This is a genomic window from Salipiger sp. (assembly GCF_059781815.1).
In genome coordinates this window covers 1-15,083 of the sequence record NZ_JBYNAH010000032.1, presented here as the reverse complement: position 1 = coordinate 15,083, position 15,083 = coordinate 1, and the positions used below count along the sequence as shown (strand labels likewise).

Here is a 15,083-nt window from a genome sequence, read left to right as displayed (position 1 = left end):
CCCCGAGGTATTTTTGAACCAAAGAAGATGCGGGAGGCGTTGAGATGAAGGACTTCATCATTCCCTGGGACGACCGGGACATGGGCACGCCCGCAAAATCGGGCAAGCCGGTGCATCTGACCATCGACGGGATCGCCGTCACCGTCCCCGCGGGGACATCGGTGATGCGCGCCGCGATGGAGGCCGGGATCAAGGTTCCGAAGCTCTGCGCCACCGACTCGGTGGAGGCGTTTGGCTCGTGCCGGCTCTGCGTCGTGGAGATCGAGGGGCGGCGCGGGTTGCCTGCCTCCTGCACCACGCCGGTGGCGGCGGGGATGAAGGTGCACACACAGTCCTCCAAGGTGAAGAAGATCCGCAAGGGGGTGATGGAACTCTATGTCTCGGATCACCCGCTCGACTGCCTGACCTGCGCCGCCAACGGCGATTGCGAGCTGCAGGATATGGCCGGCATGGTCGGCCTGCGCGACGTCCGCTACACGCCCGGCGAGAACCACTATGATCCCTCCGGCACCGGCGCCCGCAGCCAGGCGGAGGCGCGGCTGCGGCTGCCCGTGGGCGAGGCCAACCCGCGCTACATCGCAAAAGATGAGAGCAACCCGTATTTCACCTACGATCCCTCCAAGTGCATCGTCTGCTCGCGCTGTGTTCGCGCCTGCGAGGAGGTGCAGGGGACATTCGCGCTGACCATTGAGGGCCGCGGCTTCGAGAGCCGGGTCTCGGCCGGTGCGGCGGGCGACGATTTCCTCAGCTCGGATTGCGTCAGCTGCGGCGCCTGCGTGCAGGCCTGCCCCACCGCCACGCTGCAGGAGAAGAGCGTTGCCGAGCTTGGCACGCCCGACCGCGAGGTCGTCACCACCTGCGCCTATTGCGGTGTCGGGTGCTCGTTCAAGGCCGAACTCAACGGCGACCAGCTGGTGCGCATGACGCCGTGGAAGCACGGCAAGGCCAACCGCGGGCACAGCTGCGTCAAGGGCCGCTTCGCCTATGGCTATGCCGAGCACCCGGACCGCATCCTCAGCCCGATGATCCGCGACAGCATCGACGAGCCGTGGCGCGAGGTGAGCTGGCCCGAGGCGCTGGCCTTCGCCGCCGAGAAGATGACCGGCATCCGGGAAAAATACGGCCGCCGCAGCCTCGGCGTCATCACCTCGAGCCGCTGCACCAACGAGGAGACCTTCCTCGTGCAGAAGCTCACCCGGGCGGTCTTCCTCAACAACAACACCGACACCTGCGCGCGGGTCTGCCACTCGCCCACCGGTTACGGCCTCGGCCAGACCTTCGGCACCTCCGCCGGCACGCAGGATTTCGACAGCGTCGAGAAGGTCGACGTGGCGCTGGTCATCGGCGCCAACCCGACCGATGGCCACCCGGTCTTTGCCTCGCGGCTGAAGAAGCGGCTGCGCCAGGGCGCCAAGCTCATCGTCATCGACCCGCGCCGCATCGACATGGTGAAATCCGCCCATATCGAGGCGGCGCATCACCTGCCGCTGACCCCGGGCACCAACGTGGCCGTGGTCACCGCGCTGGCGCATGTCATCGTCACCGAAGGGCTCTACGACGAGGCCTTCATCCGCGAGCGCTGCGACTGGGACGAGTTCCAGGCCTTTGCCGAGTTCGTCTCCGACAAGCGCCACGCCCCCGAGAGCACCGCGCTGCTCACCGGTGTCAATGCGCAGGAGCTGCGGGCGGCGGCGCGCCTCTTTGCCACCGGCGGCAACGGCGCGATCTATTACGGGCTGGGCGTCACCGAGCATTCCCAAGGCTCGACCACCGTCATGTCGCTGGCCAACCTCGCGATGATGACCGGCAATATCGGTCGCGAAGGCGTGGGCGTGAACCCGCTGCGCGGTCAGAACAACGTGCAGGGCTCCTGCGACATGGGCTCCTTCCCGCACGAGCTGCCGGGCTATCGCCATGTCAAGCTGCCCGAGGTGCGCAAGGTCTTTGAGGACGCCTGGGGCGTGGAGATCGACCCCGAGCCCGGCCTGCGCATCCCCAACATGCTCGACGCCGCGGTCGAGGGCACCTTCAAGGGGCTCTACTGCCAGGGCGAGGACATTCTGCAATCGGATCCCGACACCCGCCACGTGGCGGCCGGGCTCGCGGCGATGGAGTGTGTCATCGTGCATGACCTCTTCCTCAACGAGACCGCGAACTACGCCCATGTCTTCCTGCCGGGCTCGTCCTTCCTCGAGAAGAACGGCACCTTCACCAATGCCGAGCGCCGCATCAACCGTGTGCGCAAGGTGATGGCGCCGAAGAACGGCTACGAGGACTGGGAAGTGACCCAGATGCTCGCCAACGCCATGGGCGCGGGCTGGGCCTATACCCATCCCGAGCAGATCATGGCCGAGATCGCCGCCACCACGCCGAGCTTTGCCGGCGTGACCTATGCGCTGCTCGAGGAGAAGGGCTCGGTGCAGTGGCCCTGCAATGAGGAGCATCCCGAGGGCACGCCGATGATGCACGTGGATGGCTTCGTGCGCGGCAAGGGGCGGTTCATCGTCACCGAATACGTGGCCACCGACGAACGCTCGGGCCCGCGTTTCCCGCTGCTGCTGACCACCGGCCGGATCCTGTCGCAATACAACGTGGGCGCCCAGACGAGGCGCACCGCCAACAGCGTCTGGCACGAGCAGGACCTGCTCGAGATCCACCCCCACGATGCCGAGAACCGCGGCCTCAAGGATGGCGACTGGATCAAGCTGGCGAGCCGCTCGGGCGAGACAACGCTGAAGGCCAAGGTCACAGACAAGATGAGCCCGGGCGTGGTCTATACCACCTTCCACCACCCTGACACGCAGGCCAACGTGGTCACCACCGATTATTCCGACTGGGCAACCAATTGCCCGGAATACAAGGTGACCGCGGTGCAGGTCTCGCCCAGCAACGGCCCCACCGACTGGCAGGAGGATTACGCCGCGCAGGCCGAACGCTCGCGGCGCATCCTTCCGGCGGCGGAATGAGCCGGCTGAGCGCCAGCAGGCCCGGGGTGGCGGTGCATCGCGAGGGGACGCGCTCGATCGTGCGCTCCCTGCCCGAGGAGGTGCCGGTGGCGATGGTGTTCGACGGCACCACGCAGGCCGTCATGATGGCTACGCCGGATGACATCGCCGATTTCGCCTATGGCTTCGCGCTGAGCGAGGGCATCATCGCGCACCCGGGCGAAGTGGCCGAGTTTGAGGCGGTGACCCATGCGCGCGGCATCGAGGCGCGGTTCTGGCTGCGCGAGGAGCGCGGGCGCGCGCTCAAGGAACGCCAGCGCACCATGATGGGGCCGACGGGCTGCGGGCTCTGCGGCATCGACAGCCTCGATCAGGCGCTGCGCCCCTTGCCAAAGCTGCCCAAGGGCGGCCCCAGCCTCACCCGCGCCGAGGTGGCGCGCGCCACCGACGAGCTGCGCGCCCACCAGCCGCTGCACGACCAGACCCGCGCCGTGCACGCAGCGGGCTTCCTGCTGCCGGGCAAGGGCATCGTCATGGCGCGCGAGGATGTCGGGCGGCACAACGCGCTCGACAAGCTCATCGGCGCGCTGGCGCGGCAGGATGTCGATGCCTCCGAGGGCGCGATGGTGCTGACCAGCCGCGTCTCGGTCGACATGGTGCAGAAGACCGTGCTGGCCCGCTGTCCGATCCTGATCGCCGTCTCCGCCCCCACCGCGCTGGCGCTGAGCATGGCCGAGGAGGCCCGGCTCACCCTCGCCGCCTTTGCCCGCGGCGGCGGCTTCGATCTTTACGCCGCGCCCGAGCGCATCGTCGATGGAGCATCCCATGTCGCCTGAAAAGATGGTCATGATGGCCAACCAGATCGCCACCTTCTTCGCCACCCAGCCCGGCGATGACGGAGCCTCCGGCGTGGCGAACCACATCAACGATTTCTGGGAGCCCCGTATGCGCGCCCAGCTGCTCGACTATGTCGAGACCGGCGGCGCCGGGCTGCACAAGCTGGTGATCGAGGCCGTGCCGGAAATCCGCGCACCGGCCGAGAAAGCTTGATCCGGCGCAAGACACAGCCAGCGCGAAGCCGCTAGACTCGCGGCCATGGAGGGAGAGCCATGGCCGATCTCGCGTATCGCGCGGACGCCCTGACACGCACCTATGGTGAGGGAGCCTCGGCGGTGCACGCGCTGCGCGGGGTCGATCTCGAATTGCCCGCGGGCGAGGTCGTGGTGCTGCTCGGGCCCTCGGGCAGCGGCAAGTCAACCTTGCTCAACATCCTCGGCGGGCTCGACCGGCCAAGCTCGGGGCAAGCGTGGTTTCGCGAGCACGAGCTGACCGCGATGAGCGACCGCCAGCTGACCCGCTACCGGCGCGATCATCTGGGCTTCATCTTCCAGTTCTACAACCTCATGCCCTCGCTCACCGCCGAGGAGAATGTCGAGCTGGTGACCGAGATCGCCCGCAACCCGATGACGCCGGCGGAGGCGCTGGCGCTGGTGGGACTCGAGGGCCGGCGCGGCCATTTCCCGAGCCAGATGTCTGGCGGCGAGCAGCAGCGCGTCGCCATCGCCCGCGCCGTGGCCAAGCAGCCCGACGTGCTGCTCTGCGACGAGCCCACCGGCGCGCTCGACAGCTCCACCGGGCGCGAGGTGCTGGGCGTGCTGCAGCATCTCAACCAGAGCCTCGGCACCACGGTGCTCATCGTCACCCACGCCGCCGCCACCGCCGCCATGGCCGACCGGGTGATCCGCTTTGCCGATGGCGCCATCCGCTCGGTCGAGACCAACGCCAGCAAGCTCCGCGCGGAGGAGATCGAATGGTAGGGCCGCTTGATCGCAAGCTGATCCGCGACCTGTGGCGGATGAAGGGGCAGGCGCTGGCCATCGCCGTCGTCATGGCGCTCGGCGTGATGATGCAGGTGATGATGTCGGGGCTGGTGAGCTCGCTCGACGAGACGCGCCGCGGCTATTACGAGCGCTACCGGCTGGCCGACGTGGTGGCCCCTGTGACCCGCGCGCCGAACCACGTGCTGCACCAGATCGCGGCGCTCGAGGGCGTCGGCGCGGTCGAGGGACGGGTCAGCGGCGCGGCGCTGATCGACCTGCCCGGGCAGGCGGTGCCGCTGCAGGCCCAGGCGCTGTCGCTGCCCTACGAGGGCGACACAGCGCTCAACGCGATCCGGCTCGAGGCCGGGCGGCTCTTCGAGCGCGGACGCCCCGACGAGGCGGTGCTGCTCGACAGCTTCGCCGCCGCCCACGGGCTGCGGCCCGGCGACACGCTCAGCGCGACCATGAATGGCGCGCTCCGCGAGTTCCGCATCACCGGCCTCGCCCGCGCGCCGGAGTTCCTCTACACCGCCGCGCCGGGCGAGATGGTGCCCGATGACAGCCGCTTTGGCGTACTCTGGCTGTCGCCCGCCGCGATGGAGGCCGCCTTCGACATGAGCGGCGCCTTCAACCAGGCGCTGGTCGGGCTGGCGCGCGGCGCCGAGGAGCAGCCGGTGCTCGATGCCGTCGACCGCCTGCTCGATCGCTACGGCGCAACCGGCTCCTATGGCCGGGAGGACATGTTCTCCAACCGCTTTGTCTCGGAAGAGATCGACGGGCTGCGCGACAGCGCCCGCGCCATCCCGCCGATCTTCATGGCGGTGGCGGCCTTCCTGCTCAACATCGTCATCGCCCGCATGGTGCAGGCCGAGCGCGAGGAGATCGGCCTGCTGAAGGCCTTCGGCTACCGCTCGGGCGAGATCGGACTGCATTACCTCAAGCTGGTGCTGGCCATCGCGCTCCTGGGCGCGCTCCTGGGCTGCCTGCTGGGGGTGGCGGCGGGGCGCGCCATGGTCGGGCTCTACCTCCAGTTCTTCAAGTTCCCCTTCCTTGTCTTCCGGCTCGAGCCGGCGGCCTTCGCCATCGGCATCGCGGTGAGCGTTCTGGCGGCCACCGCCGGCGGTGCCATCGTGCTGCGCCGGATCTTCGCGCTCGACCCGGCCGAGGCGATGCGCCCGCCGGCCCCGGCCGACTACGCCAGCGCCGGGCGCTGGCGCGGTCTCACTGCCTGGCTCGACCAGCCCTCGCGCATGGTGCTGCGGCGCTTCACGCGCACCCCCTTCCGCATGGCCGGCGCCATCGTCGGCATCACCTGCGGCATGGCGCTCTCGGTCGGGATGATCACCATCCACGCCGGTTTCGCCCATGCCATCGAGCTCAGCTTCGAGGTGATGGACCGCTCCGAGGCCCAGGTCACCTTCACCCACGCGGTCTCCGACAAGGTGCTGTTCGAGCTGCAGAGCCATCCCGGCATCACCCGCGTCGAGGGCCGCCGCGACGTGCCGGTGATCCTGCGCAACGGGCGGCAGAGCCATCGCGGCAGCATCACCGCCCTGCCCCATGACCCGGTGCTCTACCGCGCCCTGACGCCGGGCCTCGCGCCGATCCCGATGCGCGACGAGGGGCTCGTGCTGAGCCGGGCGCTGGCCAGCAAGCTCGACCTCGCGGTCGGCCAAAGCCTCACGGTCGAGGTGCGCGAGGGGGCGCAGCCGGTGCTCGCGCTGCCGGTCGCGGCGATCTCCGACACGGTGCTGGGCGCGCCTGCCTACATGGCGCTGGACGGGCTCAACCGCGCGCTCGGCGAGCCGGGCCGCGTCTCGGGCGCGGCGCTGCTGCTCGACGAGGCCGAGGCGGGTGCGGTCTATGTCTGGCTCAAGGACCTGCCGACGGTGGCCGGGGTGAGCCTGAAGCACGAATCGCGCGAGGCCTTCGAGGAGCTGATGGATCAGGGCGCCGGCTGGACCCGGTTCATCATGTCGGCCATCGCCTTCGTGATCACCTTCGGCATCGTCTACAACGCCGCCCGCATCGCGCTGGCCGAGCGGCTGCGCGATCTCGCCTCGCTGCGGGTAATCGGCTTTTCGCGCGGCGAGGCGGCCTATGTGCTGCTGGGAGAGCTCGGCATCGTCACCCTGCTCGCCCTGCCGCTCGGCGCCGCGCTCGGCGCCGGGCTCTCCTACCTGCTGGCCGCGGCCTATTCCACCCATATCTACAACATCCCGGTTGTGTTACACACCACCACCATCGGCAGCGCCGCGCTGGTGGTGATCGGCGGCGCGCTGGTCTCGGGGCTTCTGGTGAAACGCGATGTCGACCGGGCCGACCTGGTCGCAGCGCTCAAGACACGGGATTGATGACATGGCAGACACCCGCAACCGCACCCGCCTGATCCTGTGGAGCCTGATCCTGCTGCTGCTCGGCGGCGCGCTCACGGCGGCGTTCTGGCCGCGCCCGGCGCTGGTCGATCTGGGCGAGGTCTCGCGCGGGCCGCTCACCGTGACCATCGACGAGGAGGGCCGCACGCAGGTGCATGACGTCTATGTCGTATCGACCCCGGTGGCGGGGCGCCTGCTCAGGGTCGGTGCGATCGCGGGCGACGCCGTGGAGCAGGGCCAGACCGTCGCGCATATGCGCCCGGTGAACCCCGACGCGCTCGATATCCGCACCCGCGAACAGGCGATGGCGCTGCTCGACGCTGCCAAGGCGGCGCTCAAGGTGGCCGAGGCCGAGGTCAACGCCGCCGCCGCCAATGCCGATCTCACCGAGGCCGATTTCCAGCGCAGCGAGGCGCTGGCGGCGCGCGGCGCGGTCAGCACGGCGACGCTCGACCGGGCGCGCTCGGCAGCGCGCTCGGCCACGGCCCAGCTCGAGACCGCGAAGGCGGCGGTAGCGATGCGCGAGGCCGAACTCGCCAATGCCCGCGCCCAGCTCATCAGCTTCGAGGATCTCGGGCTGGCGGCGGCGGTGGCAGGCAACCACGCGAATGACATCTCGCTGGTGGCGCCGATCTCGGGGCGCATCCTGCAGGTGCTGCAACAGAGCGAGACCATCCTCGGCGCCGGCAGCGCGGTGCTCGAGATCGGCGATATCGAGACCGATCTCGAGATCGTGGTCGAGCTGATCTCGTCCGACGCGGTGCAGGTCAGCCTTGGCGACCGGGTGATGATCGACGACTGGGGCGGCGATGCGGTTCTCGATGGCGAGGTCACCCGGATCGCGCCGCAGGGCATCACCAAGGTCTCGGCGCTCGGCGTCGAGGAGCAGCGCGTCGAGGTCACGGTGCGCTTCACCGGCCGCGCCGAGGACCGCGCAGCGCTCGGGCATGGCTACCGGGTGGTGACCCGGATCGTGGTCTGGGAAGAGGCCGACACGCTGCAGGTGCCGCAAAGCGCGCTCTTCCGTCAGGATGGAGGCTGGGCGGTGCTGCGCGCCCGCGACGGGCGGGCCGAGCAGGTGCCGGTCGATCTGGGGCCGGGGAATGGCACCGCCGCGCAGGTGCTCTCGGGGCTGGAGGAGGGCGACCAAGTGGTGCTCTACCCCGCCGCCGATCTCGCTGACGGCGCGCGCATCGCGCCCCGCACCGCCGAGTGAGCCCTCAGCTCGCCAGCATCTTCAGGCCCTGCGTCACGTCCGAACGCACCGCGAGCCGCAGCCCCGGCTCGTCGCCGGCCTTGAGGGCTGCGATGATCAGGCGGTGGAACTGCGGTGCCTCGGAGCGGCGCAACCGGCCATAGAGCGCCCGCATGGTTGGGCCGAGCTGCAGCCAGACGGTCTCGGCCATGGCCAGCATCGCGGGCGCCTGCGCGCGCAGGTAGAGGGTTCGGTGGAACTCGAGATTGGCGCGAATATAGCCCACCGCGTCACGGTCGCGCACCACCTCGGAGATGGTGCCGTTGATGGTCTGGAGCCGGTCGATCAGCGCCATGTGGGCGCGCGGCAGCGCCCGCGAGGCAAGCTCGACCTCGATCAACGAGCGCAGCGCCGCCAGCTCCTCGATGCGCTCATTCGACAGCTCCGGCGTCTGCACCCGGCCCGAGGACGACATGCTGAGCGCCCCCTCGGCCACCAGCCGCCGCACCGCTTCGCGCGCCGGGGTCATCGAGACCTCGAACTCCTTGCCGATGCCGCGCAGGGTCAACGCCTCTCCGGGCGCGATCTGACCCAGCATGATGCGGGTGCGCAAGCCGCGATAGACGCGGTCGTGGGCGGAAGAGGCGATGTCGGTGGGGCGAGCGGCTGGGGTCATGATCCGTGCAATGTGATCACAAACCGGGCCGCCGTCAATCGCCCGCGTGACGCGCCGTTCTCAATCGCCGAAGCGGTAGCGGTGCAGGCCGCCGCCCTCGTCATGCAGCCAGCGCCGCTGCGGGCGCCAGTCGCCGTAGAGCGCCTCGACCGTGTCCCAGAACGCCTTGGAGTGGTTCATCTCGGCCAGATGCGCGACCTCGTGGGCGGCAACGTAATCGAGCACGTCCCGCGGCGCGAGGATCAGCCGCCAGGAATACATCAACGCGCCTTCGGAGGTGCAGGAGCCCCAGCGCGAACGGGTGTCGCGCAGGGTGAGGCGCGTATAGGGCCGCCCGAGCTTTGCGGCGTAGCGGTCCGAGGCCTCGGCCAGCCGCTCGCGCGCCAGCGTGCGCAGCCAGCCCTGCAGCCGCGCCGCGACCCGCTCTTCGGGACCCGGCACCTCGACATGGGCCTCGCCCAACATCACGGTGCGCCCTGTCGCGGGGCGGATCTCGCGCATCACCCCCTCGATGGGCAGCGCCGCGCCGAGGCACACCGGCGCATCCTCGCCACGCGCCTCGAGATGGCCGCGCAGCCACGCTTCCTTCTCGCGCAGGAAGCCCACCGCCTCGCGCTCGGGCACCCGGCGCGGCAGCGTCAGCGTCACCCGCCCGTCGATCTGGCTGAGCCGCAGCGACAGGCGCCGCGCCTGCGCCGAACGGCGCAGGGTCACCGCGATCGGCGGGTTGCCAGGAAGTGTGATCTGCCCCATATGCTCTGCCTCGGATGCAATACGGCCAAAGCCTTTGACACCGCCTCCCTGATATGGCAGAGGGCGCGGATTGTCGACATGACCGGACAGGATGAAAGGGATCTCCCATGCCCAAGGAAGAATGGGGTACGAAGCGCGTGTGCCCGACCACCGGCAAGCGTTTCTATGACCTGAACAAGGACCCGATCGTCAGCCCCTACACGGGCGAGGTTCTCGAGCTGGATACCGGCAAGCGCGCGATGCTCGTCGCGGACGCGGCCGATGGCGCCAAGCGCAAGCCCGACCCCGAGGCCGACGACAGCGATGACCTGCTGGATGATGATGTCGAGGTCGATCTCGACGATGATGATGTGCTCGAGGACGACGATGACGACAACGTCTCGCTCGACGACATCACCGATGTGGCCAGCGACGACGACGAGAGCTGAGGCCCGAAAAATTTTCGTCGCGGGCGGTGATTTTTTCCCTTGAACCCGCCCGCGGCTTTGCGTAGATCACGCCGCACGACGCCGACAGCGTCACACAAGATGGGGCCTTAGCTCAGCTGGGAGAGCGCTTGCATGGCATGCAAGAGGTCAGGGGTTCGATCCCCCTAGGCTCCACCAAATCCTCCTTCGACCCCGAACGAGGACCCTTCCCATCAAGTCAGAATTCGCGGATCTCAGCCGCTCGAATTGCGCCCGGTCGCTCAGGATTCCTGTGGCTTTGCCCCTGCGATCCAAGCCCCGCAGACGCGCACCGGCCGCTGGCCGCCACGCGCCTGCCCGACTGAGCCGGCCCTGCCCTACTGGATCTCGCGGGTCGGGCCATAGGCCGCGCGGAAGCGCGCGTAGGCCTCGTCAAAGGCCGGGACCAGCGCCCGCTCCGGCGCGATCTCCTCGCTGATCGCGGGCGGGGTCATGACCTCTCCGACACTGGCGCCGCCCGAGGCCACCATGCCAAGCCGGGCCGCGCCAAGCGCCGCGCCGAACTCGCCGCCCGCGGGCAGCTCGAGCGTCACGTCGAGCGCCGTGGCGATGAGCTTCAGCCAGTAGCGCGAGCGCGCCCCGCCGCCGATCGCCATCAGACGCTCGAGCCGCAGCCCGGTGGCGCCGAGCGCCGCCTGGCTGTCGCGCAGCCCGAAGGCCACGCCCTCGAGCACGGCGCGGGCCATGTCGTCGCGGGTGGTGTCGGCACCGAGCCCGGTGAAGCTGCCGCGAATCTCGGCGTCGTTATGCGGCGTGCGCTCGCCCGAGAGATAGGGCAGGAAGCGCACACGCCCCGGCGCCTGCAGGGTCTCGCCCAGCGGCGCGGTGAGCTCGGCCGGTTTGGCGCCGGTGATCCGCGCCAGCCAGTTCAGACTATCGGTGGCTGAGAGCATCACCCCCATCTGATACCAGCGCGCGGGCACCGCGTGACAGAAGGTGTGCAGCGCGGTCTCGGGCGCCGGATGATAGCCGTCGCGCGCCGCCAGCAGCACCCCCGAGGTGCCCAGAGAGGCAAAGCCCTGCCCTTCGTTCATCGTGCCGATGCCACAGGCCGCGGCGGCGTTGTCGCCGGCGCCGCCGGCCACCACCACCGAAGGACTCACCCCCCAGCGCGCCGCCAGATCCGGGCGCAGCGTGCCGCCGGCCTCGCAGCCTTCGACCAGCCGCGGCATCTGCTCGCGGCGCATGTGCCCGGCCTCGAGCAGCGTCTTTGACCAGTCGCGCGCGCCGGTGTCGAGCCAGGAGGTGCCAGCGCTGTCGGACATGTCGGCGAAATGCTCGCCGGTGAGGTAGTGGTTGAGATAGGCGGTGGGCAGCAGCACCTTGTCGATACGGGCGAAATTCTCCGGCTCATGGCCGCGCACCCAGTCGAGCTTGGGCGCGGTGAAGCCCGGAAACACGATGTTGCCCGAGAGCGCGCGCACGCCCTCGGTGGCATCGAGCCGCGCCGCCTCGGCGTGGCTTCGGGTGTCGTTCCAGAGAATGCAGGGCCGGATCACCGCGCCCGCCGCATCGAGCAGCGTCGCGCCGTGCATGTGCCCGGCAATGCCGATCCCCTTGAGCCCGGCGAACTCGGGATGCGCCGCGCGCAACTCCTCTGCCGCCGCTTCGAGCGCCGCGACCCAGTCGGCGGGGTCCTGCTCGGACCAGCCGGATTGCGGATGCGCGGCGCTGTAATGCCGCTCGGTCGACCCCAGCGGCGCACCGGTGTCGCTCACCAGCAGGGCGCGCAGCCCCGAGGTGCCCAGATCGATGCCAAGATAAGCCATGCACTCTCCCTTCCGCCGGACGGTCCCCGCTGGACGAGCCCGCCCTGCCCCTGATCCGGTCTTCATGCCTGCGCCACGGCGGCGCCCACCTTCCCGCGGAGTTCTGCCCGCCGTTGGTAGCGCTGGTCAAGCGGCGATGCGCGCTCGGCGTTGGCGCTATCACCCCATGCCCCGTTTCGCGGCTGCGATATCTTCCCCTTCCTCCACCCGGCCCGATCGGCTACCCATTGGCAAAGGCCGACGCGGACGAGCGGCCATGCGAGGGCGCGAGCAGACATGAAACCCATCCGCCTGATCTCGGGCATCCTCACCGTCGGCTTCTGGACACTGGCCAGCCGGGTGCTCGGCGTCACCCGCGAGATCCTGATCCTCGCCTATATCGGCCCCGGCCCGGTGATGGACGCCTTCGTCGCGGCCTTTCGCCTGCCCAACATGTTCCGCCGGTTCTTTGCCGAGGGGGCCTTCAACGCCGCCTTCGTGCCGATCTTCTCGAAGAAATACGAGGGCGAGGAAGACCCGCTGCGCTTTGCCCGCGACGCCCTGAACGGGCTGGCCTTCGTGCTGCTGATCCTGAGCGCGCTGGCGCTGATCTTCATGCCGGCGCTGGTCTGGGCCACCGCCGGCGGCTTCGCCGGGGATGAGCGCTTTGCGCTCACCGTGGGCTATGGCCGGATCATCTTTCCCTACATCCTGTTTATCTCGCTGGCGGCGCTGTTCTCCGGCGCGCTGAACGCGACCGGCCACTTCGCCGCCGCCGCCGCCGCGCCGGTGCTGCTCAACATCTTCGTGATCATGGCCATGGTCGCGGGCGCAGTGATCGGCGGCGACGTCATCCAATGGCTGGTTTGGACCATCCCCTTTGCCGGCATCGCGCAGCTGGCGCTGGTCTGGGTGGCCGCCGAGCGCGCCGGGGTGACGGTGCGCCCGGGGATGCCGCGACTGACCCCCGACATGAAGCGGCTGGTACGCGTCGCCGTGCCGGCGGCGCTGGCCGGCGGGGTCATGCAGATCAACCTGCTGGTCGGCCAGCAGGTCGCCTCGCAGTTCGAAAAGGCGGTGGGCTGGCTCTACGCCGCCGACCGGCTCTACCAGCTGCCGCTGGGCGTGGTCGGCATCGCAGTGGGCATCGTGCTGCTGCCGGACCTGTCGCGCCGGCTCAAGGCCGAGGACGACGATGGCGCCCGCCACGCCTTTTCCCGCGCCGGAGAGATGGCGCTGGCGCTGACGATCCCGGCGGCAGTGGCGCTGATGGTGATTCCGCTGCCGATGGTCTCGGTGCTGTTCGAGCGCGGCGCGACCTCGGCCGATGACAGCGCCGCCATCGCGCTGGCGGTGGCCATCTACGGGCTCGGCCTGCCGGCCTTCGTGCTGCAGAAGGTGCTGCAGCCGCTGTTCTTCGCCCGCGAGGACACCCGCACGCCGTTTCGCTACGCGCTCTGGTCGATGGCGGTCAACGCGGTGATCGCGGTGGGGCTCGCGCCGCTGATCGGCTGGATCGCCCCGGCCATCGCCACCACCGTCGCCGGCTGGGTCATGGTGCTGATGCTGGGCCTCGGCGGCCGCCGCATCGGCGACACCGCCCGCTTCGACAGCCGCTTTCGCAAGCGCATCTGGGGCATCCTCGCCGCCTCGCTGGTGATGGGCGCGATTCTGTGGGGAACCTATCTGCTGCTCGACCCGTTGCTCAACAGGGACTACTGGCGCTACCCGGCGCTGCTTGTGCTGCTGGTCGTGGGGATGGTCTCCTACGGGGTGGCGGGGCAGCTCCTGGGCGCCTTCCGGCTGTCGGACTTCAAGGCGGCTCTCAGACGCAAACGGACTTGATACGGACAAATATGACCCTGACCTCGCTGATCACCGCCGCCGAAGGCTTTCCCGCTCTGGAGAAACTCGCGGCCTCGGCGCGGGACGAGCTGGTCATGTCGTTCCGCATCCTCGACCCCAAGACCCGCCTGCGCAGCCCCGAGCTGACCGAGCGCGGGCTCGAGACCTGGGCCGATCTGCTGGCTGCACTCTCGAAGAACGGCGTTCGCATCCGCATGGTGCTGTCGGATTTCGACCCGATCTTCGCCTCGGACCTGCACCGGCTGGCCTGGAGCTCGGCCACCGGCTTTGCCTCGGCGATGAGCGGCGACGTGCAGATCGTCTGCGCGCCCCACGGCCAGATGGCCGGCCCCCTCTGGCGGCTGTTCATGCGCGGCCGCATCGCGCGGATGATGAACAAGCTGCGCTCGGAGGAGAGCGGTAAGCTAACCCCGGTGCAGAGGGCGCTGCTCAAGGGCCCGGCGCGGCTGCGCCCGGTGACCATCCACCAGAAATTCGCCGTTGCCGACAATGCCCGCTGCATCATCGGCGGGCTCGACATCAACGAGCGCCGCTACGACACCCACGAGCACGACCGCGCTCCGGAAGAGACGTGGCACGACGTCTCGATGCAGGTCGACGACCCGGATTTCGCCGCCGCGCTGCGGACCCATTTCTCGGACACGTGGAACGACGCGCTCGATTGCGGCGTGGCCTGCGTCGGCGACGAGGCCGAGCGCATGGACACCAGCACCCGCCCGCAGCCGCCTGCCGACCTTCGGCTGATCCGCACCGTTTCCTCGCCCTGCCCCGGCCCGGCGCGTCTGGCGCCGCGCGCCAAGGTGCAGGACCACGAGAAGGCGCTGATCGCGATGATCGGCGAGGCGCGGCACCATATCTACATCGAAACCCAGTTCCTCCGTCACCGCCCCATCGTCGACGCGCTGGTCAAGGCGGCCGAGCGCGCGCCGGATCTGCAGCTGGTGATCATCCTGCCGCCCGCCGCCGAGCGTGTGCTGTTCAACAGCGATCTGGGCTGGGACGCGCGCCACGGCCACGGGCTTCAGACCGAAGCCGCGCACCGGCTGACCCGCGCCTATGGCGAGAACCTCGCAATGATCTCGCCCGGCCAGTCCAGGCCCGCGAAGGAAGGCGAGGCCGATGTGCTCAAGGCCGGGCCGATCTACGTGCATTCCAAGGTGACGCTGATCGATGACCGTGTCGGGCTCGTGGGCTCGGCCAATCTCAACGGCCGCTCGCTGCGCTGGGACACCGAGGCT

At 69.5% G+C, this 15,083-nt stretch carries 12 protein-coding genes and 1 tRNA gene; 10 read left to right on the top strand and 3 right to left on the bottom strand.

Annotated features, from left to right (window positions below):
- Positions 1 to 44 precede the first annotated feature (44 nt).
- From fdhF to AC6RA4_RS05735, 6 genes are read left to right on the top strand one after another with little or no spacing between them, the layout of a single operon-like run.
- Positions 45 to 2,966, top strand: coding sequence for a formate dehydrogenase subunit alpha (gene fdhF / locus AC6RA4_RS05760; protein ID WP_500158289.1), 2,922 nt, complete (start codon positions 45 to 47; stop codon positions 2,964 to 2,966).
- Complete coding sequence (gene fdhD / locus AC6RA4_RS05755; RefSeq protein ID WP_500158287.1) at positions 2,963 to 3,781, top strand: formate dehydrogenase accessory sulfurtransferase FdhD; 819 nt, start codon at positions 2,963 to 2,965, stop codon at positions 3,779 to 3,781. Before fdhF ends, fdhD begins: the two co-directional genes overlap by 4 nt.
- Positions 3,771 to 3,995, top strand: a complete 225-nt coding sequence (locus tag AC6RA4_RS05750) for a formate dehydrogenase subunit delta (protein ID WP_500158285.1) — start codon at positions 3,771 to 3,773, stop codon at positions 3,993 to 3,995. Before fdhD ends, AC6RA4_RS05750 begins: the two co-directional genes overlap by 11 nt.
- A gap of 59 nt (positions 3,996 to 4,054) precedes the next feature.
- Positions 4,055 to 4,762, top strand: a complete 708-nt coding sequence (locus tag AC6RA4_RS05745) for an ABC transporter ATP-binding protein (RefSeq protein WP_500158283.1) — start codon at positions 4,055 to 4,057, stop codon at positions 4,760 to 4,762.
- Positions 4,756 to 7,119 carry an ABC transporter permease gene (locus tag AC6RA4_RS05740; protein ID WP_500158281.1) on the top strand — a complete coding sequence of 788 codons (2,364 nt, stop codon included), beginning with the start codon at positions 4,756 to 4,758 and terminating at the stop codon, positions 7,117 to 7,119. Before AC6RA4_RS05745 ends, AC6RA4_RS05740 begins: the two co-directional genes overlap by 7 nt.
- Before the next feature lie 4 nt (positions 7,120 to 7,123).
- Complete coding sequence (locus tag AC6RA4_RS05735) at positions 7,124 to 8,356, top strand: efflux RND transporter periplasmic adaptor subunit (protein ID WP_500158279.1); 1,233 nt, start codon at positions 7,124 to 7,126, stop codon at positions 8,354 to 8,356.
- 4 nt (positions 8,357 to 8,360) lie between these two features.
- Here AC6RA4_RS05735 and AC6RA4_RS05730 read toward each other — a convergent pair whose 3' ends face one another.
- Positions 8,361 to 9,011 (bottom strand): GntR family transcriptional regulator, encoded by a 651-nt coding sequence (locus AC6RA4_RS05730; RefSeq protein WP_500158277.1) that lies wholly within the window; start codon positions 9,009 to 9,011, stop codon positions 8,361 to 8,363.
- 60 nt (positions 9,012 to 9,071) lie between these two features.
- Positions 9,072 to 9,764 (bottom strand): M48 family metallopeptidase, encoded by a 693-nt coding sequence (locus tag AC6RA4_RS05725; protein ID WP_500158275.1) that lies wholly within the window; start codon positions 9,762 to 9,764, stop codon positions 9,072 to 9,074.
- Between the two features lie 107 nt (positions 9,765 to 9,871).
- On the opposite strand from AC6RA4_RS05725, the gene AC6RA4_RS05720 reads away from it, so the two are divergent.
- Entirely contained in the window at positions 9,872 to 10,192 is a 321-nt protein-coding gene (locus AC6RA4_RS05720) for a TIGR02300 family protein (RefSeq protein WP_500158273.1), read from the top strand.
- A gap of 101 nt (positions 10,193 to 10,293) precedes the next feature.
- Positions 10,294 to 10,369, top strand: a tRNA-Ala gene (locus tag AC6RA4_RS05715).
- Between the two features lie 179 nt (positions 10,370 to 10,548).
- Here the strand turns inward: AC6RA4_RS05715 and xylB are convergent.
- The gene (xylB, locus tag AC6RA4_RS05710; protein ID WP_500158271.1) at positions 10,549 to 12,000 is read right to left on the bottom strand and encodes a xylulokinase; all 1,452 of its coding nucleotides are present in this window, start codon (positions 11,998 to 12,000) and stop codon (positions 10,549 to 10,551) included.
- Between the two features lie 276 nt (positions 12,001 to 12,276).
- Between xylB and murJ the strand changes: the two genes are divergently transcribed.
- The gene (murJ, locus tag AC6RA4_RS05705) at positions 12,277 to 13,824 is read left to right on the top strand and encodes a murein biosynthesis integral membrane protein MurJ (protein ID WP_500158269.1); all 1,548 of its coding nucleotides are present in this window, start codon (positions 12,277 to 12,279) and stop codon (positions 13,822 to 13,824) included.
- An 11-nt stretch (positions 13,825 to 13,835) separates the two neighbouring features.
- Positions 13,836 to 15,083: phospholipase D family protein (locus tag AC6RA4_RS05700; RefSeq protein WP_500158267.1), on the top strand; the 1,248-nt coding region annotated here is incomplete at its 3' end.